This window comes from Micromonospora sp. A202, from assembly GCF_006715105.1.
Lineage (GTDB): Bacteria > Actinomycetota > Actinomycetes > Mycobacteriales > Micromonosporaceae > Micromonospora > Micromonospora zamorensis.
In genome coordinates, this window is sequence record NZ_VFMP01000001.1 from 6,793,170 (window position 1) to 6,816,747 (window position 23,578).

The 23,578-nt window shown below is 72.1% G+C and carries 22 protein-coding genes; 9 read left to right on the forward strand and 13 right to left on the reverse strand.

Annotation, left to right across the window (positions count from 1 at the left end; translation table 11 throughout):
• Nucleotides 1-9: 9 nt before the first annotated feature.
• Genes FBZ33_RS31570 through FBZ33_RS31580 form a run of 3 tightly spaced genes read right to left on the reverse strand, consistent with a single transcriptional unit; the run spans nt 10 to nt 2,124 of the window.
• Nucleotides 10-441 carry an ASCH domain-containing protein gene (locus FBZ33_RS31570; RefSeq protein WP_088950881.1) on the reverse strand — a complete coding sequence of 144 codons (432 nt, stop codon included), beginning with the start codon at nt 439-441 and terminating at the stop codon, nt 10-12.
• Between the two features lie 57 nt (nt 442-498).
• Nucleotides 499-1,539 carry a questin oxidase family protein gene (locus FBZ33_RS31575; RefSeq protein ID WP_141912061.1) on the reverse strand — a complete coding sequence of 347 codons (1,041 nt, stop codon included), beginning with the start codon at nt 1,537-1,539 and terminating at the stop codon, nt 499-501.
• 33 nt (nt 1,540-1,572) lie between these two features.
• Nucleotides 1,573-2,124, reverse strand: coding sequence for a phosphoribosyltransferase family protein (locus FBZ33_RS31580; protein WP_141912063.1), 552 nt, complete (start codon nt 2,122-2,124; stop codon nt 1,573-1,575).
• A gap of 187 nt (nt 2,125-2,311) precedes the next feature.
• On the opposite strand from FBZ33_RS31580, the gene FBZ33_RS31585 reads away from it, so the two are divergent.
• From FBZ33_RS31585 to FBZ33_RS31600, 4 genes are all read left to right on the forward strand, one after another.
• Entirely contained in the window at nt 2,312-2,950 is a 639-nt protein-coding gene (locus FBZ33_RS31585) for a septal ring lytic transglycosylase RlpA family protein (RefSeq protein ID WP_185755449.1), read from the forward strand.
• 104 nt (nt 2,951-3,054) lie between these two features.
• Nucleotides 3,055-4,179, forward strand: coding sequence for a PP2C family protein-serine/threonine phosphatase (locus FBZ33_RS31590; RefSeq protein WP_088950884.1), 1,125 nt, complete (start codon nt 3,055-3,057; stop codon nt 4,177-4,179).
• Between the two features lie 129 nt (nt 4,180-4,308).
• Nucleotides 4,309-6,165 carry an acyl-CoA dehydrogenase gene (locus FBZ33_RS31595; protein ID WP_141912064.1) on the forward strand — a complete coding sequence of 619 codons (1,857 nt, stop codon included), beginning with the start codon at nt 4,309-4,311 and terminating at the stop codon, nt 6,163-6,165.
• A gap of 282 nt (nt 6,166-6,447) precedes the next feature.
• Nucleotides 6,448-6,717 (forward strand): DUF6458 family protein, encoded by a 270-nt coding sequence (locus FBZ33_RS31600; protein WP_030332052.1) that lies wholly within the window; start codon nt 6,448-6,450, stop codon nt 6,715-6,717.
• A 52-nt stretch (nt 6,718-6,769) separates the two neighbouring features.
• On the opposite strand, the gene FBZ33_RS31605 is transcribed toward FBZ33_RS31600, so the two are convergent.
• Nucleotides 6,770-7,309 (reverse strand): histidine phosphatase family protein, encoded by a 540-nt coding sequence (locus FBZ33_RS31605; protein WP_141912066.1) that lies wholly within the window; start codon nt 7,307-7,309, stop codon nt 6,770-6,772.
• A 113-nt stretch (nt 7,310-7,422) separates the two neighbouring features.
• Here FBZ33_RS31605 and FBZ33_RS31610 point away from each other — a divergent pair, with 113 nt between their 5' ends.
• Complete coding sequence (locus tag FBZ33_RS31610) at nt 7,423-7,710, forward strand: DUF6458 family protein (RefSeq protein WP_088950887.1); 288 nt, start codon at nt 7,423-7,425, stop codon at nt 7,708-7,710.
• Between the two features lie 203 nt (nt 7,711-7,913).
• Here the strand turns inward: FBZ33_RS31610 and FBZ33_RS31615 are convergent, their stop codons facing one another.
• Entirely contained in the window at nt 7,914-8,591 is a 678-nt protein-coding gene (locus FBZ33_RS31615; RefSeq protein WP_141912067.1) for a hemolysin III family protein, read from the reverse strand.
• A gap of 107 nt (nt 8,592-8,698) precedes the next feature.
• Here FBZ33_RS31615 and FBZ33_RS31620 point away from each other — a divergent pair, with 107 nt between their 5' ends.
• Genes FBZ33_RS31620 through FBZ33_RS31630 form a run of 3 tightly spaced genes read left to right on the forward strand, consistent with a single transcriptional unit; the run spans nt 8,699 to nt 10,948 of the window.
• Complete coding sequence (locus FBZ33_RS31620) at nt 8,699-9,355, forward strand: allophanate hydrolase subunit 1 (RefSeq protein ID WP_141912069.1); 657 nt, start codon at nt 8,699-8,701, stop codon at nt 9,353-9,355.
• The gene (locus FBZ33_RS31625; protein WP_141912071.1) at nt 9,352-10,215 is read left to right on the forward strand and encodes a biotin-dependent carboxyltransferase family protein; all 864 of its coding nucleotides are present in this window, start codon (nt 9,352-9,354) and stop codon (nt 10,213-10,215) included. The genes FBZ33_RS31620 and FBZ33_RS31625 overlap by 4 nt, the downstream gene beginning before the upstream one ends.
• Nucleotides 10,199-10,948, forward strand: a complete 750-nt coding sequence (locus FBZ33_RS31630) for a LamB/YcsF family protein (protein ID WP_141912072.1) — start codon at nt 10,199-10,201, stop codon at nt 10,946-10,948. Before FBZ33_RS31625 ends, FBZ33_RS31630 begins: the two co-directional genes overlap by 17 nt.
• A 34-nt stretch (nt 10,949-10,982) precedes the next feature.
• On the opposite strand, the gene FBZ33_RS31635 is transcribed toward FBZ33_RS31630, so the two are convergent.
• The 7 genes from FBZ33_RS31635 to FBZ33_RS31660 form a co-directional block, all read right to left on the reverse strand.
• The gene (locus FBZ33_RS31635; RefSeq protein ID WP_141912074.1) at nt 10,983-12,821 is read right to left on the reverse strand and encodes an NHL domain-containing thioredoxin family protein; all 1,839 of its coding nucleotides are present in this window, start codon (nt 12,819-12,821) and stop codon (nt 10,983-10,985) included.
• Between the two features lie 260 nt (nt 12,822-13,081).
• The gene (locus tag FBZ33_RS31640; RefSeq protein ID WP_141912076.1) at nt 13,082-15,766 is read right to left on the reverse strand and encodes a hypothetical protein; all 2,685 of its coding nucleotides are present in this window, start codon (nt 15,764-15,766) and stop codon (nt 13,082-13,084) included.
• Nucleotides 15,767-16,107: 341 nt separating this feature from the next.
• Nucleotides 16,108-16,245: a hypothetical protein gene (locus FBZ33_RS33005; protein ID WP_165435866.1), complete on the reverse strand. Its 138-nt coding sequence runs from the start codon at nt 16,243-16,245 to the stop codon at nt 16,108-16,110.
• Nucleotides 16,246-16,463: 218 nt separating this feature from the next.
• Nucleotides 16,464-17,966, reverse strand: coding sequence for a dihydrolipoamide acetyltransferase family protein (locus tag FBZ33_RS31645; RefSeq protein WP_185755450.1), 1,503 nt, complete (start codon nt 17,964-17,966; stop codon nt 16,464-16,466).
• On the reverse strand, nt 17,963-18,952 hold the full coding sequence (locus tag FBZ33_RS31650) for an alpha-ketoacid dehydrogenase subunit beta (RefSeq protein ID WP_141912078.1): 990 nt from the start codon (nt 18,950-18,952) through the stop codon (nt 17,963-17,965). The genes FBZ33_RS31645 and FBZ33_RS31650 overlap by 4 nt, the downstream gene beginning before the upstream one ends.
• Entirely contained in the window at nt 18,952-20,127 is a 1,176-nt protein-coding gene (gene pdhA, locus FBZ33_RS31655; protein WP_141912080.1) for a pyruvate dehydrogenase (acetyl-transferring) E1 component subunit alpha, read from the reverse strand. The genes FBZ33_RS31650 and pdhA overlap by 1 nt, the downstream gene beginning before the upstream one ends.
• Before the next feature lie 641 nt (nt 20,128-20,768).
• Nucleotides 20,769-21,620: a hypothetical protein gene (locus tag FBZ33_RS31660; protein WP_255509084.1), complete on the reverse strand. Its 852-nt coding sequence runs from the start codon at nt 21,618-21,620 to the stop codon at nt 20,769-20,771.
• A gap of 15 nt (nt 21,621-21,635) precedes the next feature.
• On the opposite strand from FBZ33_RS31660, the gene FBZ33_RS31665 reads away from it, so the two are divergent.
• Entirely contained in the window at nt 21,636-22,259 is a 624-nt protein-coding gene (locus FBZ33_RS31665; protein WP_141912082.1) for a phosphatase PAP2 family protein, read from the forward strand.
• Between the two features lie 64 nt (nt 22,260-22,323).
• Here FBZ33_RS31665 and FBZ33_RS31670 read toward each other — a convergent pair whose 3' ends face one another.
• Nucleotides 22,324-23,547 (reverse strand): hypothetical protein, encoded by a 1,224-nt coding sequence (locus FBZ33_RS31670; RefSeq protein WP_088950897.1) that lies wholly within the window; start codon nt 23,545-23,547, stop codon nt 22,324-22,326.
• Between the last annotated feature and the right edge of the window lie 31 nt (nt 23,548-23,578).

Here is a 23,578-nt window from a genome sequence, read left to right on the forward strand (position 1 = left end):
GTGGCCGCGTCAGGTGCCAAGGTCGCCGCTGGCCACTCCGCCCTCGCCGCCGGAGACCAGTCGCAGGCGTAGGCAGACGATCGGGGTGTCGCCGTCGACCGGGGTGCCGAGGCCCGCCCAGTAGGCCGCGTGCCCGGCCCGCCACTCCTCGATCGAGCGGTCCCCCTCACCCTCGGCGCGGGCGAAGTCCCATGGCACGTCCGCGAAGCGGACCACCTCGACTCCGGTGATCTCCACGACGCCGGCCAGCGCGTCGTCGTCGTCGACCAGGGCCAGCCGTTCCCCGACCTGTTCCAGCTCCTCGCCCTCTTCCGCGTACTCGGCGAGCCGGCCGGCCGTCGCGGTCTTCACGCCGGCCAGCACGAGGGTGTTGAGGGTCGCCCGCAGCTCGCCGGGGGTGCCGAGGGCAAGGGTGCGCAGTTCACCGATCCGAGGCCACATCCTGCCGAGGCTAGGCCAGCGAGACCTGCACCGCCGCCGCATTGCGCCGGGGCCTGCTCAGATCAGTTGACCGGCGTAGCCGGCGGCGGTGAGCAGCCGGTCGTTGCCAGTGGCCGCGTGCGCGTCGAGCACCGCGTCGGCCAGCTTGACCACGTGCTCGTCGCCGTGCCGAGCCGCCCGGGCGAAGACCTCCGGCGGGGTCACGGCGGTCACGGTCGGTGGCGCGATGCCGTCGGCTGGGGCGTACACCGAGGTCAGGGCCGCCGTCGCGGCCCAGGCCGCGGCGAGGCTCGGCGCCCACAGCGCCCGGTCCAGGGCCGGCAGGGTACGCAGCACCGCGGTCGGCGCGGTGACCGCGTGCACCAGCATGACCGGCGCGGCGTGGCCGAAGCGCAGGTAGTCCAGGCCGGCGCGGTGCACCAACGTGGTGAGCCCGCGCTTCGCCTCGTCCGGGCTCCGCGCGGGGCTCAGCGCCGCGAGCGCCGGCTCCCACCGGGGTACGCCCGGCAGCTGGCCCAACCGATCCCGGACGCCGCCGGTCTGGTCGTCGATCCGGGGCAGCCCGGCCAGCGCGGCGTCCACGTCCATCTGCTCGCGGTCGGCCGGGAGGCCGTCGAGAACACGGTCGGTGCCGGGGACCGGCTGCCAGCGGGCCGCCCAGTAGCCGAGGGCCTGGGCCAGTTCGGTGAGCCGAGGTGGGTTCACGTCGTCCGTCTCGAGGACGCGTACGGCGTGCCCGACCCGGATCACGCCGTGGGTGGCGCCGGCGGCAATGCCCGGCAGCAGGCGGGGCCACCAGGTTCCGAGCACGTCACGCCACGGGTGGTCGCGCAGTTGTCTGTCGAAGTACGCCAGCCAGTCACCGGCCCGCTTCGGATCGCCCAGCGCCGCTCGCCAGTCGTCGATCGGGTGCAACCCCCGGGGCATTTCGTCGAGTCGGCCGAGGTAGTCGTCGAGCCAACGGTGCACCTGTCCCTGGTGCCCGTGTCGGGCCAGCGCCTCGACGGCCATCGGTCCGTGGTTGGAGAGCCACCCCTCGTATTCGGGGCCGGTGCGATGCAGTCGTTCGTACGCCTCGTCGAGAATGCCGTCACTCATGCATCGATAGTCGGACGTGAACCGAGGTTCAGGTCAAGCGTGCAGATCGGCGGCGTCGATCAGGCCGGTGATCCGCAGGTCGGCCGCGACTTCGGGCGGGCAGTCGACGGCCACCACGGCGGTGCCCAGCACCTCGGCACCACGCGCCGCGCAGATGTCGTAGAGGGCGTGGAGCTGCGCGCCCGTACGCACCCAGTCGTCCACCACCAGCACCCGGTCGTCGGGGCCGAGGTGCCGGTCCCGTACCGCCAGGTCGACCCGTCGTCCCCGGTAGTCCGGTGGGCTCTGCGCCCAGGTGAGCGGCCCGGCCGGCAGCCGGCCGTCGGCGGGTTTGTGTGCGGCCACGAAGCCGACCCCGAGGGCGGTGGCGGCAAGCGGCCCGAGCAGCAGCCCGGTGACCGCCGGGGCGAGCACCACCGTCGGCCGGGCGGCCCGGTACGGCGCCACCAGGGCCGGTCCCAGTTCGGCCAGCACCGTCGGGTCGCGCCACCAACCGGAGATGTCGCTGACCAGGTGACTGGTGCCCGGACCGGGGTCGATCCACTGGAACAGGGCGGCCAGGCGTTCGGTCAGCTCAGCGGGCATCCGCTCATCCTGCGCCACGGCCGGTCGACGTGCCGACACCCGGGCCGGCCGGCCCACCCCGCCTCGGATGATCGGCTACACGTACCAGCGCAAATACGGGCATACCACTATGATCACGTTGACTTCGGAAGTGCTTCTCTCGTTACGGTCCGACCCGGTTTGTTCAGTCGACGAAAGGACCGGGCCGGTGGCAGGTAAGCACTCCCGTACCCGCATCTTCTCCTCCCCGGCGGGCATCGTGGCCACCGCGGCGGTCGGCGTCGCCCTCGCGGTCGGGGGCACGTTCGGTGCCGTGCAGCTGACCTCCGGCTCCGCCCAGTCGGGCCAGACGACTCTCGACCTCACCCCGACCACCGCCGCCAGCAGCCTCGCCCCCAGCTCCCCGGCCGCCTCCGCGTCCCCGAGTGCCAGCGTCTCCCCGAGCGCGTCCGCCAGCCCTTCGGCCAGCCGGTCGCAGCAGGCCGCCTCCCGAGGCAAGGAGCGCACCGCGTCGCCGACGCCGAAGCCGACCGCCAAGAAGACCACCGCCGCCCCGAAGGTGCTGGACAGCGGCTCGTGCGGTGCCTCGTTCTACTCCGACGGGCAGCTCACCGCCAACGGTGAGTCGTTCAACCCGAGTGCGCTGACCGCCGCACACAAGACGCTGCCGTTCAACACCAAGGTCCGGGTGACCAACCCGGCCAACGGCAAGTCGGTAGTGGTGCGGATCAACGATCGCGGCCCGTTCATCGACGGCCGCTGCCTGGACCTCTCCCGCGCCGCGTTCGCCACCATCGCCTCGGTCGACGTGGGCGCGCTCACCGTCCGCTACGAGGTACTCGGCTGAGTGGGGCAAGCGACGTCGATTCGGCCGGTCGATCGGACCGGCCGGTCAGAACCTCCTCGGACGACGGGTCAGGTTCATTCACCGTTTCACGCGGATCAGGCAAACTGTCTCTCGTACCCACGCGACTCCTTCAGCCGGTCCGTCGCCCGCTGAGCCCCGGATCCCGCGCCGGCCTCGGCGCGGCCCTCGTTCTGCTCGCGATCGTGTCGGCGGTGGAGGCGGCGGACGGGCGTTCGGCGAACTACATCGCACTGTTGGCGGCCGCACCGATCCTGGCCGCCGCACTGGCGGCCTGGCCGGTGGTGTTGGGGGTGGGTGTCGCCGCGACAGTGATCGGGGTCGCCTTCGCGCTGCTCGATCCGGAGATGTTGCTGGTCACCTCGGTCAACGTGGTCTGGGTCGCGCTCGCCACCGGGCTGGCGGTGGCGGTGACGTCGGTCCGCCAGAAGCAGGCGGACCGGATCGTCGAGTTGACCAAGCTCGCCTCGGTGGCCCAGCAGGCTGTGCTGCGTCCACTCGGCCCGCAGGTCGGGACGCTCTCGGTCGCCGGTCGCTACATCTCCTCCACCGCCACGGCCGAGATCGGCGGTGACCTGTACGAGGCGATCGACACGCCCTACGGCGTACGCATGATCATCGGTGATGTGCGCGGCAAGGGCCTGGACGCGGTCCGGCTGGCGAGCATCGTCCTCGGTTCCTATCGCCACGTGGCGTACGAGCGGGCCGACCTGCGCGCCGTCGTCGCCGACCTGGACCGCGCGGTCGCCCGCAACGTGGGCGACGAGGACTTCGTCACCGCGGCACTGGTTGAGGAGCGCGGTGGCACGCTCACGATCGTCAACTGCGGACATCCGCCGCCGCTGCTGCTGCGTCGGGGTGCGGTGATCCCGCTGGAGCCGCCGGCGCCGGCCCCTCCGCTCGGGTTCATGCCGGTGGTCCGCCCCCGGGTCGAACGCCTGGAGCCCGGCGACCGGCTGCTGCTGTTCACCGACGGGCTCGGCGAGGCGCGGCGTGACGGGGAGTTCTTCCCGACCGCCGACCGGGCCTGGCGACTGCTCGGCCACGGCACTGTCGCCAACGGGCTGGCCTCACTGGAGACGGCGCTGATCGAGTGGGTCCATGGTCGTCTCGACGACGACATCGCTCTGGTCCTCATGGAGTACGTCGGTGCCCGCACCGCCGTGACCGCAGCGGTCCCGAGCTGGGAGGTCGGCGCCGCCGAGAGCTGACTCGGTCAGCGCGGCCCGGAGGTGTGTAATCGCCGTCACTTGGGTGATCCGCTTGTCGCTGGCTACCCGCGAGTAATACAGTGTGGGTTACTGATCGGTAACACCTGTCCGGAAGCGGGGCCAGCGAGCATGACCCACTACAAGAGCAACCTGCGGGACCTTGAGTTCAACCTGTTCGAGGTCTTCGGGGCGGACCAGGCGTTCGGCCAGGAGCCCTATTCGGAACTCGACGTCGACACCGCCCGCACGTTTCTCGCCGAGCTCGACCGCCTCGCCCGCGGCGATCTGGCCGCCAGCTACACGGACAGCGACCGCAACCCGCCGGTGTTCGACCCGGCCACGCACACCGCGCCGCTGCCGGCGTTGTTCAAGAAGTCGTACCAGGCGTTCATGGACTCCGAGTTCTGGCGCCTGGACCTGCCGCCGCACCTGGGCGGCACCAACGCGCCGCGCGCCCTCTGGTGGGCCCTCGCCGAACTGGTCCTCGGCTCGAACGCCCCCATCTGGATGTACGCCTCCGGCCCCTCCTTCGCGCATGTCCTGGAGGTCGAGGGCAACGAGCAGCAGAAGCGGTGGGCCAAGCTCTTCATCGACAAGCAGTGGGGCTCCACGATGGTGCTCACCGAGCCGGACGCCGGCTCGGACGTCGGTGCCGGCCGTGCCCGCGCGATCCAGCAGCCCGACGGTTCCTGGCACATCGAGGGCGTGAAGCGCTTCATCACCTCGGGTGAGCACGACCTGAGCGACAACATCGTGCACTACGTGCTGGCCCGCCCGGTCGGCGTCGAGGGCGTCGGTGGCCCCGGCACCAAGGGCCTGTCGCTCTTCGTGGTGCCGAAGTTCCACTTCGACGAGACCACCGGCGAGTTGGGTGAGCGCAACGGCGTCTACACCACGAACGTCGAGCACAAGATGGGCCTGAAGGTCTCCAACACCTGCGAGCTGACCTTCGGCGAGCACGGCGTACCGGCCAAGGGCTGGCTGCTCGGCGACAAGCACGACGGCATCCGGCAGATGTTCATGATCATCGAGTACGCCCGGATGCTGGTCGGCACCAAGGCCATCGCCACCCTCTCCACCGGCTACCTCAACGCTTTGGAATACGCAAAGAGCCGGGTGCAGGGCGCCGACCTGATCCAGCAGGCCGACAAGACCGCCCCGCGGGTCACCATCACCCACCACCCGGATGTGCGTCGCTCGCTGCTGCTGCAGAAGTCGTACGCCGAGGGCCTTCGTGCCCTGGTTCTCTACACCGCCTCCTGGCAGGACAAGGTCGCCATCGCCGAGGCCGCCGGCGACGAGAAGGCCACCAAGCTGGCCAAGCGGGTCAACGACCTGCTGCTGCCGCTGGTCAAGGGCGTCGGGTCGGAGCGGGCCTACGAGATGCTCGGACACGAGTCCCTGCAGACCTTCGGTGGCTCCGGGTTCCTCCAGGACTACCCGCTGGAGCAGTACGTCCGCGACGCGAAGATCGACACCCTGTACGAGGGCACCACCGCCATCCAGAGCCTGGACCTGATCTTCCGCAAGATCGTCCGGGACAACGGCAAGGCGCTGATGGCAGTCGCCAGCGAGATCCAGGAGTTCATCTCCTCCGAGGCGGGCAACGGCCAGCTCAAGGAGGAGCGACAGGCGCTCGGCAAGGCGCTGGCCGAGGTGCAGAACATCCTCGGCGTGATGACCGGCTGGCTGGGCGAGGCGCAGGGTGGCGAAACCCGCGCGCTCTACAAGGTCGGGCTGAGCAGCCGGCGGTTCCTGCTGGCGATCGGCGACCTGGTTGTCGCCTGGCTGCTCCAGCGGCAGGCCGAGGTGGCGCTGAAGGCACTGACCGGCGAGGTCTCCGCCAGCGACAAGGCGTTCTACACCGGCAAGGTGGCCGCTGCCCGCTTCTTCGCCCGCGAGGTGCTGCCCCGCATCGGCGCCGACCGGCGGATCATCGAGAACACCGACCTCGACATCATGGACCTCCCGGAGGAGGCCTTCTGACCGTGCCACGGCACGGTTGACCGGTCCCGGGTCGCACCACCTGGGACCGACACCGACGGCCGGTGGGGCAGCTGCCCCACCGGCCGTTGCCGCGTCCGAGGGTCAGTGACTCCTCTGCTCCCGGCCCCGACGTCCCATTCCGCGGCAAGGAACACCGGTCGGTCCCTCCTCGGGCCGCGCATTGGGTGAGCCTGGTCGGGTATGCCAGCGGCGTGGCGGGTAACCGTCGCGTGACCTCGAAAGGGAACGCCCAGAGCCACCGCACGGGGGAGTGCAGCGCATATGGGTGTCGGAAGCGGCATTTTTCTCATCGCGATCGGCGCGATCCTGACCTTCGCGCTGAGAGCCAACGTCTGGTGGATCGACGTACGGGCGGTCGGCTGGGTCTTCATCCTGGCCGGGCTGGCCGTACTGCTGACCACGCTCTGGTTCTGGCAGGACCGGCGCAAGCGGGCCCGGACCCTCATCGTGGAGGAGAACCGGCTCTCTCATCCGACCGCGATGATGCCGCCGCCGCCGGACCCGCCGCCACCAACCGCGCCGCCGTCCTGAGCCGGACCTGGGCGCGTACCTCTGAGCCACCCGTCGAGAAGCGGCGGGTGGCTCAGTCGCGTGCGGTGTGCCGCTCGATGATCGGAGCGCTCGACCGACCCAGTTCCGCCCAGGCGAGTGGGCCACGGTGCACCGCCAGTTCCGCGGTGCGTAAACCTTCGTCGGCAGCGCCCTCCGGGTCGAGGAGCGCGGAGAGCAGTGAGATGCCCGGATTGTGGGCGATCAGCAGCGCCGTGCGAGCCGTGGGGTCGATCGTGCGGACCAGCGCCAGCAACTCCTCGGGGTGCGCGTCGTACGCGCCAGGCTCGTAACGGACGGTCGGCCGTGGCCCGGTCGGGCCACCCTCCGGCGGCGAACCGGTCATCCCCATCGCCACCCCGTGCCAGGTCTGGCGGGTGCGTCTGGCCGTCGAGCTGATCACCACGTCGGGTAGCAACCCGTGGCGCGCCAGCCAGGCGCCGGCCGCTGCGGCGTCTGCGGTCCCGCGTGCGCTGAGCGGCCGTTCGGCGTCGTCCGCCGCGTCGCTGCCCTGCTCGGCCTTCGCGTGCCGCAACAACACCAGCGTCCGGGTCTCGGGGTCGGCGTCCGTCATGCTCCCAGCTTGCCCGATTGGCGATCTCCGTGCCTGGGTAAGTCGATGGATGCCGCACCCCTACCGACGGCCGCGGCGCGTCGTACGCCAGGTTTTGAGCCGAGGAGCGAGACATGGGCATTGGTGGCAGCATCTTCTTGATCGCGCTTGGCGCGATCCTCGCATTCGCCGTGGAGGCCGACCTGGGCTGGCTGGACCTGTCCGTGGTCGGCTGGGTGCTGATGCTGGCCGGCGTCGCCGGCCTGATCACGACCCTCTACTTCTGGAACAGTCGCCGCCGCACTGTGGTCGCCGCGCCGGTGCGCGAGCAGCGTGTCGTGGCGGACCGGGTGGTGCCGGTCCAGGACGACCAGGTCGTCCAGGAATACCGCGAGGTGCGTCGGCCGGGCCGACCGGTCTGAACTCGCTCGCGAACTCCGGGGTCCCGCAGCGTCGCGGGGCCCCGGCTCGCGTTTCTACCCGGAGGGACCACCACCCCGGCCCGCACCGCAAGATCCGCGCACTTTCGGGGAAACTGCTGCCTGAAAGCCCTTCGAGGCAGCAGTTTCCCCGGAGTTGCGCGGATCTTGCGGTGCGGGCCGGGCCTGCGTCCTCGCCTCGGTGCTCAGGCGAACAGTGCGAAGTAGATCGCGATGTGGTGGCAGAGCGCCGCCAGCAGCGTGCAGGCGTGGAAGAACTCGTGGTGACCGAAGACGGTCGGCCACGGATTGGGCCGCCGCAACGCGTAGAAGACAGCGCCGACGCTGTAGATCGCACCGCCGACGACCAGCAGCACCAGTGCGGTGACGCCGCCGCCGTTCAGGATCTCCGGCAACATGGCCACCGCCACCCAGCCCAGCGCCAGGTAGAGCGGCGCGGACACCCAGCGCGGCGCGTGCGGCCAGACCACCTTGAGCGCCACGCCGGCCAGTGCGCCACCCCAGACCAGGGACAGCATCACGGTGGCCGGGCGGGGTGCGAGCAGCATCACGCAGAGCGGCGTGTACGTACCGGCGATGAACACGAAGATCATCGAGTGGTCCATCCGGCGCATCAGCTGGTAGCCGCGCTCCGACCACACCCGACGGTGGTAGAGCGCGCTCGTGCCGAAGAGCCCACAGACCGTCAGGCTGTAGATGAGGCAGCTGACCAGGGGCGCCCAGCCGGGTCGGGTGGCGGCGATCGAGCAGAGCACGATGCCGCACACCACCGCGACGAAGAAGGCGTACGTGTGCAGCCAGCCGCGCATCCGGGGCTTACCGATGTCGACCGGCTTCAGGCGAATCGGGGCGGAGGTGGTCACCTCCTTAGGTTACGGCACCGTAGGTTACTTGCAAGTAGTCACGGCGGTGACACCCGGCACCGTCGCCGTGGACACCGCGACCGCCGACCATCGGCGAAGATGAGCCGATGCGGATCCGACCCGTCGGGGCGCGCGCCCTGCTCCTCGACTGCACCGACCCCGACGGCGTGCCCGAGGCCGACCTGGTCGACGCATGGCGAGCCGAGCTGTGGCGGCGTCGGGAGCAGGGTGACCTGGCCGCGGTCGAGATAGTGCCGGCGGCCAGCACCGTCCTGCTCGACGGCCTGCCCGACCCGGCCGCCACGGCCGCGCAGCTGACCCGGTGGGCGCCGGCCATTGTGACCGCCGCCACCGCCCGTCGCGGCACGGACGAGCACGACGACGGCACGGAGACCGTCGTTCCGGTCGACTTCGACGGACCCGACCTGCCGGCCGTGGCCGAGCACTGGGGCGTCGACGTGCGCGCCGTGCTGTCCCGGCTGACCGGCACCCGGTTCCGGGTCGCGTTCTGCGGCTTCGCCCCCGGCTTCCCGTACCTGACCGGGCTGCCTGCCGAGCTGGCGCTGCCCAGGCTGGCCACGCCCCGCGCCCGGGTGCCAACCGGTTCGGTCGCCCTGGCCGGCCCGTACGCCGGCATCTACCCGGGCGTGTCACCCGGCGGCTGGCAGCTGGTCGGCCGCACCGACCTGGTCCTCTTCGACGTCCACGCCGACCCGCCGGCCCGACTCGGCCCGGGCACCCCGGTCCGGATGGCCGCGGCATGACCCGCCCGCCCGCCATCGAGGTGCTCCGCGCCGGTGCGCTCACCACCGTGCAGGACCTGGGTCGGCCCGGCTGGGCGCACCTGGGGGTCCCCCGGTCCGGTGCCCTCGACCCGGCGGCACTGCGGCTGGCCAACCGCCTGGTCGGCAACCCGGAGCACGCCGCCGGCCTGGAGATCACCCTGACCGGCTGCACGGTGCGGCTGACCCGGGCCACCACGGTGGCGGTCACCGGCGCCGAGGTGACCGTCCACGCGGGCGATCGGCCCGGCGACACAGGGCGCCCGCTCACCGTGCCGGCCGGGACGGTGCTGCGGATCGGCCCAGCCCGTCGGGGCGTACGGAGTTGGCTGGCGGTGGCGGGCGGCATCGACGTGTCGCCGGTGCTCGGCAGCCGGGCCACCGACACCCTCTCCGGGCTCGGTCCGCCTCGGCTGGGCGACGGCGACCGGCTGCCGCTCGGCGAGCCGCTCGACGCACCCGCGCCGGTGGACCTGACCGTCTGCTCCGCGCCCCCACCGGAGCTGCACCTCATGCTCAGCCTCGGCCCTCGCGACGACCGGTTCACACCAGCCGCACTCGACCTGCTGTTCGGCACCGCGTACACCGTCAGCCCGGTGAGCAACCGGGTCGGCGCGCGACTCGCCGGCGCGCCGCTGCCCCGCGCGGTCGCCGGCGAGCTGTTCAGCGAGGGCATCGTGCTCGGCGCGGTGCAGGTGCCGGCCGACGGACAACCCCTGATCTTCCTGGCCGATCACCCGACCACCGGCGGATACCCCGTCATCGGGGTGGTCACCGACGTGAGCCCGCTCGCGCAGGCCCGCCCAGGGACTACCGTCAGATTCCATGGACCTCAACGCTGACCTGGGCGAGGGCTTCGGCATCTGGCGACTCGGTGACGACGAGGCGCTGCTGGGCCTCGTCACCTCCGCCAACGTCGCCTGCGGCTTCCACGGCGGCGACCCGTCCACCATGCGGCGGGTCTGCGAGGGCGCCGCACGGCGCGGGGTCGCGGTGGGCGCGCAGGTCGGCTACCGGGACCTGGCCGGCTTCGGTCGACGGCACATCGCGTACGACTTCGCCGAGCTACGCGACGAGGTGACCTACCAGCTCGGGGCGTTGAACGCGTTCTGCCGGCTGTTCGGCACCCGGGTCCGCTACCTCAAGCCGCACGGCGCGCTCTATCACGCGGCGAGCACCGACGAGTCCCAGGCGGCGGCGGTGGTCGCGGCGGTCACCGGGTACGACCCCGAGCTGCCCGTGCTCTGCCTACCCGGCTCGACGCTCGCTCAGCTCGCCGTCGGCGCGGGTCTGCCGGTCGTCGCCGAGGCCTTCGCCGACCGTTCCTACCTGCCCAACGGGGCGTTGGTGCCGCGCGGCACCCCCGGCGCGGTGATCACCGACCCGGAGCAGGTGGCCGAACGGGCGGTGCGCATGGCCGTCGAGCGGAGCGTGGTGGCGGTGGACGGCACCGTCATCCCCTGCTCGGTCGACTCGATCTGCCTGCACGGCGACACCCCCGGCGCGGTCTCCGCCGCCGAGCTGGTCCGCGCCACCCTGATCGACGCCGACATCCCGCTGGCCCCGTTCGCGTGACCTTCAGGGGCCCACCGGGCCCCTGAAGGTCACGTCAGGCGTCCAGGCCGCGGAGCACCAGAGGCAGCCGGGTCACGGCACCGTCGACCACCCGGACCGGTACGCCCCAGTCCTGCCGGGTCAGGTGGCACGCCGCGTGTTCGACGTCCGCGTCGCAGGTCGCCGCCTGGGCGGTCACCTGCAACACCCCGGCGGTGACCTCGCCGTTGAGCACCAGCCGACGGGACAGCTCGGTGCCCGTGCCGGCACCGTCCACCAGCAGCTCCGGCGGAGACGCGGAGACCACCAACCGGGTCGACGGCCCGTACGTCTCGTCCAGCTTCTGCCCCGGAGCCGGGGTGAAGACGATGTCCAGGGTGACCTCACCGGCCGCGACGTCGGTCGGCTTACGCTCGGTGCGGTGCCGGGGCCCGTCCACCGTGCTGGCACCCGCCGCCGACAGGGCACCCGGGGCGAGCCGGGTCAACCGGTGCGCGGCGGACTCCACCACCAGCACCTCACCGGCCGGGGTGAGCACCAGGTCGCTCGGCTCCGCCAACCCGTCGGCGACAGTGGAGACCTGGTTGCTGGCCGGGTCGAAGCGGCGCACCGCGCCGTTGTACGTGTCAGCGATCAGCACCGAGCCGTCCGGCAGCGCGCACACGCCCAGCGGGTGCTGAAGCAGCGCCGTCTCCGCCGGCCCGTCCACGTGCCCGAAGTCGAACAGACCCTGCCCGACGGCGGTGCCCAGCACGCCGTTCTCCACGTACCGGATGGCGCTGGTCTCGCTGTCGGCGACCCAGAGCCGGGTGCCGTCGGCCGAGACCGAGAGCCCCGACGGCTGCGCCATCCACGCCTCAGTCAGCGGGCCGTCGCGCAGCGCCTCGACGGTCGTGCCGGCGTACATGCCAGTGGTCCGCTTGATCGGGTCGAACCACCAGAGCTGGTGGATGCCGGCCATCGCGACGATCAGCTTGTCGTCGTACCAGGCCAGGTCCCACGGGGAGGAAAGGTCCACGGCGAACGCGTCGTGGGCGTGGTCGTCGACCGAGGCGCGCCACTGCCGCCCACTGCCGGCCACTGTGACCACCTCGCCGGACTCCAGCCGTACGCCGCGCAGCAGGTGGTTGACCGTGTCGGCCACCACCAGGTCGTAGCCGGCGACCTCGGCGACATGCGTGGGCAGCAGGCACACACCCTGCGGCTCGGAGAACGTCGCCGCGGCAGCCGGCCCGTCGGCCCGGCCCCGCTCGCCCGAGCCGATCCGGCGCACCGGCGTCTCGCCGTCCGGGGCAACCTCGACCAGGGAGTGCCGGGCCGAGTCCGAGACCAGCAGGTTGCCGTTCGGCAGCTGCACCGCCTTACCGGGGAAGCGCAGCGCGGTCTCCGGCGCCGGCGGCGGGACGTACGGGCCATCGCCCCGGTGCAGGGTGCCCTTGGCCTCGTGGGTGGCGATCAGCTCGTCGATCAGCCGGGCCAGCCCTTCGGCGTGCCCCTCGCCGGCCATGGTGGCCACCACGTACCCCTCGGGGTCGATCACCGACAGGGTCGGCCAGGCCCGCGCGGCGTACTGCTGCCACATCTCCATCTCAGGATCGTCGAGTACGGGGTGGTGCACCCCGTACCGCTCGACGGCGGCGGCGAGCGCGTCGGCGTCCTTCTCGTGCTCGAACTTCGGCGAGTGCACACCGATCACGACGAGCACGTCGCCGTACTTCTCCTCCAACGGGCGCAGCTCGTCGAGAACGTGCAGGCAGTTGATACAGCAGAACGTCCAGAAATCCGCCAAAACGATCTTGCCGCGAAGGTCGGCGAGCTTGAGATCGCGTCCACCGGTGTTCAGCCAACCCCGGCCGTGCAGCTCTGGAGCCCGTACTCGTGCAGTCGTTCCCATGCTGTCAGCCTGCCACGGCGAGGCTTCTCCGTATCGGTCGTCGTGACCCGGACGACAGTCAACATTTCGATCGGTGGCAGTTCAGCAGTGGTGGCAGCTCAGCAGTGGTGGCAGCTCAGTAGTGGTGGCAGCTCAGCAGTGCGGTGCTCGGCGTGTCGAGTTGCTCAGCTGCCAACGATCAACGGGACGAGGCAGGAAAGGCCCAGGTGGTACGACGACGGCGGGGTCACGGTCGCCCGTGAACCCCGCCGCCGGTCGATCTACTTCGTGGCCGGTTTGAGGCAGAGCACCCGGTTGGTGCCGTCACCGGGCAGCACCACGTGCGGCTGCGTCGTGTCGGTGCACTTCTCCTTGGCGTCCACCTTCGAGACGATCGTGAAAGCGTCCGCCTCGCCGCAGTTCGCCGCCGTGGCGCCACCCTGACCGGACTGCTTCACGCAGGTGCCGACCGCCGGGTCGAACGACGGACCGTCGTCGCCGCCGAACTTGCCGAGCAGCATCAGCAGGCCGAGCGGCACCGCCAGGATCAGCACCGCAGCGATCAGCACCGCGGCCAGCACCCGGCCGTTGCGGACCTTCGGCGTGGGCGGCTCCGCCTTCGGCTCGTCGGCGTCCGGCTTGAACGCGTCGAACCGGCCGTGGTCCGACTGGCCGGCCTCCTGGCCCCAGGACGACGTGGGCTGCTGCGCGGGCGGGAACGACGGCGGAAAGTTTCCGCCCGGCACCGGCTCGGTTGCCGGCCCGGCACCGAAGCCCGACCCGCCGGACCCTGGCCCACCGAAGTTCGACCCGCCGAAGGCCGACGCCCCGTTCACCGCGGCGGTGCCGGAGGCAGGTGACCCGGGGCCGCCGAACTGGTCGGCCGGTCGTTCGGCACCGGCGTGCGGCCGGGTGCCGTTCATCGGCCGGTTGTTGCCGGGCGTGTCGACGAAGGACGGCACACCGGGCGGGAACGCCGGCGGCGCCGACGGGGCCTCACCGAACGCGTTCGGTGCGGGCTGCCGGTCGTCGAAGCGGGGATCGGCAGCTGACTCGCGGCCCCAACCGGGACCGGCCTGGCGCTGCGAGTCGTTCTGCCACTCTGGTGCGGCCTGGCGCTGGGCGTCGTTCTGCCATTCCGGTGCGGCCTGGCGGTCGGCTCCCGGGTCGCCCTGGAACGCCTCCGGCTCCGGCTCGTTCTCCGGCTCGGGTCGAGCCGGGCGGCCGTACACCCGGGGTTGTGGTGTCGCCGTGCCGGTCGGCCGGATGGCCTGGTCGGTCGGTGGCATCACCCGGCTGGCCAGCGGCACCGAAGCGCTCGCAGTGGCGCGGGCGGCTGCGCCGTCCGCCGAGTCGGCCTCCGATGCCGGCACGACCGCGCGGCCCGCTCCGGACTCCGGAGAGGTACGCGGGGCAGGCACCATGGCGCCGCCGCTCGCGGGAGCGTCGCCAGCGCGGCCCCAGCCGGCCGGCTCCGCCTCGTACTGCGCGGCGGCGTCCGGGGCCTCCCGCTCGGCGTACGCGGGCTGCTCGGGGATCGGGGCGAACTGGGCCTGGGGCGGCGCGTAGTCGGCCGGCGGGGCGGCGGCCAGGCTGGCGCCCGGCACACGCTGCTCCTGTGGGGGCAGCGGCACGGCGTTCGCGGGCGAGATGCCCGGCGCGGGCCCGGGCTGGTAGGCAGGTGCCTCGTCGCCCCGGTCCGCCTCCCAGCCACCGCGCGACTGGGCGGAAGCCTCCGCTTCGGCGCGTCCCCACACCTCACCGGGTGCCCACGGCTCGACCGCCGGCACGCCGGGGTTGGCCTGTGCGGCGTTGTCCTGGTTGGCGGCCCAGCCGGGCACGCCGTCGTTGCTGGGCACACTGACGCTGGCACGCGCGGGCAGGCCACTCTGCTCCGGCGGATTCCACACTGCCGGCTCCGGCCGTTCGGCCGGCTGGTCCTGGGGTGCGAGCACCCAGTCGGGCTGCTGCGGACGGCTCTCGGCCCCGCCCCAGGCGGCCGGCTGCTCGGCCTGGTCCTGCCGCGCGTCGCCGCCGTCATTCCAGGCTGCGGGTTGTGCCTGCTGCTGTGCGGCCCATCCACCGGAGTGGGCCGGGTCGTCCTGGCTGGGCCAGTTCGCCGCCGGTGCCGGCACCTGGGCCGCGCCACGGGCGGCGCCGGGCTGGGCGGCCTGTCCCCACCCGGGGGCGGGCTGCTCGGTCGGTTCGGCAGGTTGGCCCCAGGCCGGCGGCGACTGCTCAGCCGGCGTCCACACCGGCTGGTCGTCGCGCGCGGCGGCGTTGCTGGCGGGCCAACCGCCGTTGCCGGACGCGTCGTCCTGCTGAGCGCCGCCGGACCAACCACCGGCCTGCGGCATCTCGGGCTGCTGCGACTCGGCGCCGTGCCAGTCACCGGCGGGCGGGTTGGCCTGCGGTGCCCCACCCCAGCCTCCGGCTCGGGCCGGGTCTTCCTGGGCAGGCCAGGCAGCGGTGGCCGGAGGCACCTGCGCGGCACCTCGCGCGGCCGGCTGGGCCTGCACCCACTCGGGCTGCTCAGCGGAGTTCGGAGTCCAGTTTGGTGCGGGTGCGCTCTGCTCGGCCGGCGTCCAGCCCTGCTGCTGCGCCGCCCAGGGGGCAGGCTGCGCGGGGGCCGGTGCGCCGTCGTTGCCGGGCCAGGTGCCGGGCTGCTGCTGCGGCGGCTCGCTCGTGCCGCCGGCCGCCCAGGCGGGCTGCGCCGGGTCGCCGGGCTGCGGGGCAGCGGCGGCACCCCAGGCGGGGGCCGGTGGCTGCTCGGACTGGGTCGCCCATGCTGGCGTCGACGGGTTGGGTCGCGTCGGCGGCGGGGGCGCCCAGCCCAGGTCGGGGCCGGCGGCGTTGTGGCTGTTGTCCGGCTGCGCCGGGCGGTCGCCGTACGGCGCCGGTCCGCCGGCGCCCGGTGACACCTCGTCCGGCTCTTGGCCGGGGCGGTGCGGGCCCTCGGACGTCATGGGTGCGCCTCCTCCATCACATGTCGGCTCGCCGGTGCCGATCGGTCTCCTCGGCATGGCTGCCGGCGTCACCGGCGTACCGCTGTGCCGGCTCCCCGCACGGTATCGGGTGGTGGCACGGCCCGTCCAAGGAGCACCGGTCGTCACTTTGCGTGGCCGGTCGGTGTCGAGCAGCTTCTGTCAGCTCGGCCCCTGCCGGGTCGGCGGGCGGCGACCGAAGCCCACCGTACCGGGCGCTGCGGCAGGGCGGAATCCCGGTGGCCGATGGCCGGAACGCCGATGGCCCACCCGGCGGACCGGGTGGGCCATCGATCTGGAGGAGGTAGGAATGTCGAGGAGCGTCAGCTCATGTGACGCTGGGCGATGACGAGGATTTCCTCGCGAACCGCCGGCGAGTTCGCCGAGCGCAGCGCGTGCTCGATGGCACGGGCGCGGCGGGTCGCGTCGCGGTGGTTGCGGATTCGCTCGATCATGCTCATTGGTGGGTCCCCCTAGCTATTCGGTTGTCAGCCCCTGATGCGTCTATTTAACCGCAGAACCCGGCCAACTTCCATCGATTATTAGGTGAGCTGAGACACCTGCCTAACAATCAAAGGTCAACAGCCGATCTGGCTGACGTTTCCGTCGTCCAAACGACACGGCCGGTGTGCCGGGCGTTAACCCGTGGCACACCGGCCGTGGCTGGCGTCGCGAACGATCAGGTCCAGGCGAGCAGCGCCGCCTCCGGATCGGTGAGGAAGTCGCCGATGTCGCGCAGGAACTTCGAACCCAGCTCACCGTCGATGATCCGGTGGTCGAAGCTCAGCCCCAGCGTGGTGACCTGACGCGCCTTGACCTTGCCCTTGTGCACCCAGGGCATCTCCCGCACGGCACCGAAGGCCAGGATCGCGGACTCGCCCGGCGGCAGGATCGGCGTGCCGGTGTCCACTCCGAACACCCCGACGTTGGTGATGGTCAAGGTGCCACCGGACATGTCCGCCGGCGAGGTACGGCCGGACTTGGCCGTCTGCACCAGGCCGTTCAGTGCGTCCGCCAACTCCCGCAGGGAGAGCCGGCCGGCGTCCTTGACGTTCGGCACGATCAGGCCACGCTCGGTGGCCGCCGCGATACCGAGGTTGACGTAGTCCTTGACCACGATCTCGTCGCCGGCCCAGGTCGAGTTGACCATCGGGTGACGCTTCACCGCCAGCAGCACGGCCTTCGCCACCAGCAGCAGCGGCGAGACCCGTACGTCGCGCCACTCCCGTCGACCGCGCAGTCGGTCCAGAGCCTTCATCGCCCGGGTCACGTCGACGGTCAGGAACTCCGTCACGTGCGGGGCGGTGAACGCCGAGCGGGACATGTTCTCGGCGGTGAGCTTGCGAACCCCCTTGACCGGGATGCGCTGCTCGCGGTCCGTGCCGAAGCTCGCGGCGCTCGTCGTCACCGACGGGGTCGCGATCGGCTCGGCCACGGCACCGCTCGCCGCCTGCTGCACGTCCTCCCGGGTGATCGAACCCAACGGGCCCGACCCGGTCACCGTGCCGAGGTCGACCCCGAGGTCCTTGGCGAGCTTGCGCACCGGAGGCTTGGCAAGAACCAGCCCTCCCGCCTGCGCCCCAACCCCGCTTGGGAGGCCCGTCCCGCCCTCGCCATTGCGTCGATCATGGACTTGTGGTGCCGGAATCGTGGGGGTTGCGGCTGTTTTGTCAAACACCACAACTCCATGATCGACCCCGGCGGGGGTGGCACCCTTGCGCGGGCGACGCTTCGCCGCGGTCGTACGCGGGCCGTAACCGACCAGCACCGCCGTCCGCCCACCCGGGGCCGCCCCGCCGATCAGGCCGGGCTCGATCATGCCCTCGGCCGGTGCCACCTCCACCGCCGCCAGCGAGGCCGCCGATGGGGTGGGCAGGTCGCTGCTGGGCGTGGCCGTTGTCGACGGCGCCTCCAATGGGCCGGCACCCGGGTCGGTGTCGATCGCGATGATCGGCGTACCGACCTCGACGGTGGTGCCCTCCGGGTGGTGGATCGCCTGCACCTGGCCGGCCCACTTCGCCGGGATCTCCACCGCAGCCTTGGCGGTCTCGACCTCGACGATCGGCTGGTTCAGCTCGATGGTGTCGCCGACCTTGACCAGCCAGGCCAGGATCTCGCCCTCGGTCAGCCCTTCGCCCAGGTCGGGCAGATTGAACGTCTTGATCCGGGACATGTCGATCACCAGCCGAAGGTGCGGTCGACGGCGTCGAGCACCCGGTCGAGGTCGGGCAGGTATTCCTCTTCCACCCGGGAGGCCGGGTAGGGGGTGTCGAAGCCGGTCACCCGCAGCACTGGCGACTCCAGGGAGTAGAAGCACTCCTCGGTGATCCGGGCCGCCAACTCGGCGCCGAGACCGATGTTGGACGGTGCCTCGTGCACCACGACCGCGCGGCCGGTGCGCTTCACCGACTCGTACGCGGCGCCCAGGTCCAGCGGAGAGAGCGAGCGCAGGTCGATGACCTCCAGCTCCCGGCCGTCCTCCGCGGCGGCGGTCGCCGCCTCCAGGCAGGTCCGCACCATCGGCCCGTAGGCCAGCACCGTGACGTCGGTGCCGGGCCGCACGACCCGGGCCGAGTGCAGGGGGTACGCCTCGGACAGCGGCGCGGTCAGGTCGACCTGACCCTTCTCCCAGTAGCGGCGCTTGGGCTCCAGGAAGACGATCGGGTCATCCGAGGCGATGGCCTGCTGGATCATCACGTACGCGTCCTGCGGGTTGGAGCAGGTCACGACCTTCAGACCGGCGGTGTGCGCGAAGTACGCCTCCGGCGACTCGGAGTGGTGCTCGACGGCGCCGATGCCACCACCGAACGGAATCCGGATCACCATGGGGATGCTGAGCTTGCCGCCCGAGCGGTAGTGCATCTTCGCCACCTGCGACACGATCTGGTCGTACGCGGGGTAGACGAAACCGTCGAACTGGATCTCGCAGACCGGCCGGTAGCCGCGGATGGCCAGACCGACCGCCGTGCCGATGATGCCGGACTCGGCCAGCGGGGTGTCGATGACCCGTTGGTCGCCGAAGTCCTTCTGGAGCCCGTCGGTGATCCGGAAGACGCCGCCGAGCTTGCCGACGTCCTCGCCCATGATGATGACCTTGGGATCGGTCTCCAGGGCGCGGCGCAGGCCGGTGTTGAGGGCCTTGCCGAGGGTGAGCGTCTCCGTGGCCATCAGTGGGCGCTCCCTTCGAAGGACTCCATGTAGCGGTTGAACTTCGCGCGCTGCTCGTCGAGCAGCGGAGAGCCGTTGGGGTAGACGTGGTCGAACATCGTCACCGGCTCCGGGTTGGGCATGTTGAGCACCCGCTCGCGCAGGTGCACCGACTCGCGGCGGGCCTGCTCGTCGACCTCGGCGAAGAAGGTCGCGTCGGCGATCTGCTGCTTCTCCAGGAAGGCCTTGACCCGGGTGATCGGGTCCTTGGCCTGCCACGACTCGACCTCGCTGGCGATCCGGTAGCGGGTCGGGTCGTCGGAGGTGGTGTGCGCGCCCATCCGGTAGGTGTACGCCTCGATCAGGCTCGGGCCCTGCCCGTGCCGGGCGTTGTCCAGCGCCGTGCGGGTCACCGCGAACGAGGCCAGCACGTCGTTGCCGTCCACCCGTACGCCGGGGAAGCCGAAGCCGGCGGCCCGCTGGTAGAGCGGGACCCGGGTCTGGCGCTCCAGCGGCTCGGAGATCGCGTACTGGTTGTTCTGGCAGAAGAAGACGAGCGGCGCGTTGAAGACACTGGCCCAGACGAACGCCTCGTTCACGTCGCCCTGGCTGGTGGCCCCGTCGCCGAAGTAGGCGATCGCGGCCTCGCCGTCGTCGTTGCCGATCTTGCCGTCCATGGTGATGCCCATGGCGTAGCCGGTGGCGTGCAGGGTCTGCGCACCGATGACGATCGTGTACATGTTGAACTTGAACTCGTTCGGGTCCCAGCCGCCCTGGTCGACACCGCGGAAGAGGCCCAGCGGCATGATCGGGTCGATGCCTCGGCAGTAGAGGACGCCGTGCTCCCGGTAGGTCGGGAAAGCCATGTCCTGCGATCGCAGCGCCCGCCCGGAGCCGACCTGAGCGGCCTCCTGGCCGAGCAGACTGGCCCAGAGGCCCAGCTCGCCCTGGCGCTGGAGGGCGGTCGCCTCGGCGTCCAGCTTGCGGACCATCACCAGATCGCGGTAGAGCCCGCGGTATTCCTCGTCGGTGAAGTCCACGCGGTACACGGTGCCGTCCGGCCCGGTGGCGCTGTCGATGCGCTCGCCGTCGGGGGTGAGCAGCTGCACCAGCTCCGGATTACCGGCCGCGCCCTTCTTGGAGCGGGGTGCAGGCCGCCTGCTGCGGGTGGTGCCCCCGGGGTCGCCCTTTGCCATCGGTCTCTCCCTGTCGTGTCTGCGTCGGCACCGGGGGGTCACCCGGCCGCGCAACTCGTGCGCCTGCCCGGCTGCTGCCGGGCCGGTTCCTGGCGGCCGCGCCTAGCCCCGGTGGGGGTTGCCGCACGGCGTGATCCGGGTTCTGGCCGAACCCGGATCGGGAGTGCCGGCGCTCAACCGCGCCTGCCGCGAGGGTGCGCGGAGGTCACGGCTGCGTTGCCGTCGTGCTCCATATTCGCAGAGCAGGTGAGCGCGCCCACAGTACGCCTGCCCCGTATTCCGCCCGCCCACGCTTTGCCATCGTTTGTCGCCATCATGCTGGCCTGCGTTTCGAGGGCGATCCGGCGATGATTCGTCACCGTTCGGTCAGCACCGCGTGTCGACACGCGGTGGAGGTTGGACGACAGAGCGTGACTACGTAAGGCTGATTACCGCAGGATCGCGCCTATCGAGTTATTTGCCGGCTTCAGCGCCGGCGGCGTCCATCCATGTCCTCCGACGGCCGACGACAAGGGGTGTGCGGTGCACGAGCCAGGTGATGGTCCCGGCACACCAGCCCTCGGCCGGCACCGGTCCGCGGGCGACTACCGCAGGGTGGTCGGCGTGCACCGTGCACCCGGCGCGGGCAGCCCCACCCGGGGTTACCTGCTCACCGTCGCGCTGCTGGCCGGCACCGCGTCGATGCCGATCCTCGCCGCGATCAGCGCCGGCTCGGCCACCCCGGGCAGCACCGCGCTGCCGGACAGCAGCATCCCGTTCATCCCGACCCCGTCGGTCGGGCCGGTGCTGATTCCGCTGCCGATGACCAGCCAGCCGTCAGTCCCACCGCCCGGCTCATCCAGCGTCGGCCCCACCAGCGGCTGGCTGCCCGCCGCTCCCCGGCGTACCCGGGAAGGGCCTGGGCCTGGGCCCACAGTGACCGACCTGGGGCCCGCCCCGCGGGCGCCGCGCCCGCCGGTGGCGCCGAAGCCGCCTCGGGGCACCTCACCGGCCGTCCCCCCGTCGTCGCCGACCGGTTCGCCGACCGACCCCGGTCCGACCAACCCGGACCCGACCGACACGCCGGGCCCCGATCCGACGCCGACTCCCAGCCCGACTCCGACCCCGACCCCGACGTTGACGCTGGATCCGTCGCCGACGTTGGACCCGACGCCCACGCTGGAGCCAACCTCCACGCTGGAGCCAACCTCCACGCCGACGGACGCCTCGACCGCCACCGCCGTCCCAACCTGCACCCGGTCGGTGCCGGCCACCAGGCCCGCGCCGACCAGCACCCGGTCCGTGCCGGCCACCAGGCCCGCGCCGCCCGTCACCCCCGCCGTGCCGACCAGCCGGCCCAGCCCGTCGGTCCCGTCGTCTCCGACCGATCTCCCGACGTTCGCGGCCGGCCTGGCATCGCTGGCCGGACCGACGCACTTGACGGTGTCCCCGGCGGTACGGTGACGAACAGGCGCGGCCCATCCGGTGCCGGCGGTGTTCGGCGGTAGGCGCATACCGGAGGGGGTGACGTGGGCGGCGGTACCGAACTCCGCCCGGTCACCAGCCGACCCGGCCCGGGGCGGCGGATCGCCCGGCTGGTCACCGAGGTGACCGCACCGGCCGTGCTCGTGTCGTTGCTGATCATCACGGTGAGCTGGCACAGCGCGCGCCGTCCGGGTCAGGGCCTCGTCTGGGGTCTGCTCGCCACGATCTTCGTCACCGGCATCCCGTTCGCCTACATCGTCGGCGGCGTACGCCGTGGCCGGCTCACCGACCACCACATCGGCCGTCGGGAGCAGCGCCGGGTGCCGCTGCTGGTCGGCCTCGGTTCGGTCGCGGGAGGGCTCGCCCTGCTCGCCGTGCTCGGCGCGCCCCGCCCGTTGCTGGCGCTGGCGGTGGCCGGGCTCGTCGGCCTCGTGGTCGCCGTGTCCGTCAGCCACTGGTGGAAGATGTCGATCCACTCGGCGGTGTCCGCCGGCACCCTGGTCATCCTGGCCCTGACGTTCGGAACGCGCGTGCTCGTCGCCGCCCCGCTGCTGGCGTTGGTGGGCTGGTCCAGGGTGCGACTGAGGGACCACACGGTGCCGCAGGTGCTCGCCGGTGGTGTGCTCGGCGCGCTGATCGCCGCGGCGGTCTTCGGCCCACTGCGCTGAGACCCGCCGCAGAGGCCGGCCGGGCCGAGGCGGGCGGCGCTATGCCGCCCGGCCTCGGGTGTCGTCAGGCCCCGTCGTCGGCCAGGCGGTGCCGGTTCGCCTCGATCCAGGCGTCCAGGGCGGCCGGGTCGTCCGGGTCCACGCCGTCGGCCATCAGCTGTGCCACCGCAGCGGTGGCGGCGCTGCGTCGTTCACCAGTGGAGTACAGGCGCGCGAACTCCGGCACCATCTCCTCGATCGCCTCGTCGGTGCGCGTGGTCGCCGCCTCGGGCAGACCGCGCTGCCGGGACGCGTACCGCGCCCAGGCACGCAGCACCCGGGGCAGCATCGCGGCGTCGTCCATGTCCAGCACGGCACGGCGGTGCACCCAGTCGAGCAGGAAGAGCCCGGACACCGCCGGGCTCCAGCGCATCGGGTCGGCGTCCGGGAAGGTCGCCGAGTGGTCCAGCAGCAGGCTCAGGCAGAAGTGCAGCGAGGCCAGCTCCGGGCCGTCGACGGAATCCAGCCCGAAGCGGGTGGCCTCCGGTGCGGCGAGGAACCGCCGGACCAGGTCGGTGCGCTCGGCGGCGGAGAGTGGCTCGACCTCCGCCGGGCCGGTCGGGTCGGCCGCGGTGGGCAGCAGCGCCAGCCGGGCGCCGACCAGCGCCCGGTCGGTGGCGAGGGAACCCTCGCCGGGCAACTCGCTCAGCTCGTCGGTCACCGCGAGATGGCGGGCCACCTCGCCACGGAGCTGGGCCGGATTCTCGGTGCGGAACCAGGTCAGCTCGTCGTCCGCGCACATCTGGCGGACCTGGTCCAGGATCCGTTCCGCCGGCCCGCCGACGAAGATGTCCTTGGTGATCCCGATGTTGTGGTCCACCAGGGCCACCAGCGCGTGCTCCGAGCCGCCGGACGCGTCGTCGTAGGCGAAGGTGGCGAGGTAGGACGTCTGGTCGCCGTAGACGTCGCCGTACGCCCACGTGCCGGTGAGGTGCACCCGACCGAGCTGACCGGCCCAGGTGGGTGCCTGGCTGCCCGGACGCACCCGATCGGTGCCCTCGGCGTCCGGGACGAGCGTGGCGAAGACCTGCCGGATGGTGGTCGCGGCCGCGACCCGGCGACGGGCGGTGGCGGCGAGAAACCCGGTGACGAACTCCCGTACGGCGGTGTCGCGGTCGGTCTCCGCGATCGCGTAGACACTGCCCAGCAGCGCGCTGCCGAGCATCTCGGCGTCGAGGGCGGACTCCAGCTTGGTCACGTCGCGTGCGGCGTGCAGCACCGCGTCGTAGGGGGTCTGAGGCGTGGCCATGCTCCGACCCTACGCCGCCGGGGGCGTACAC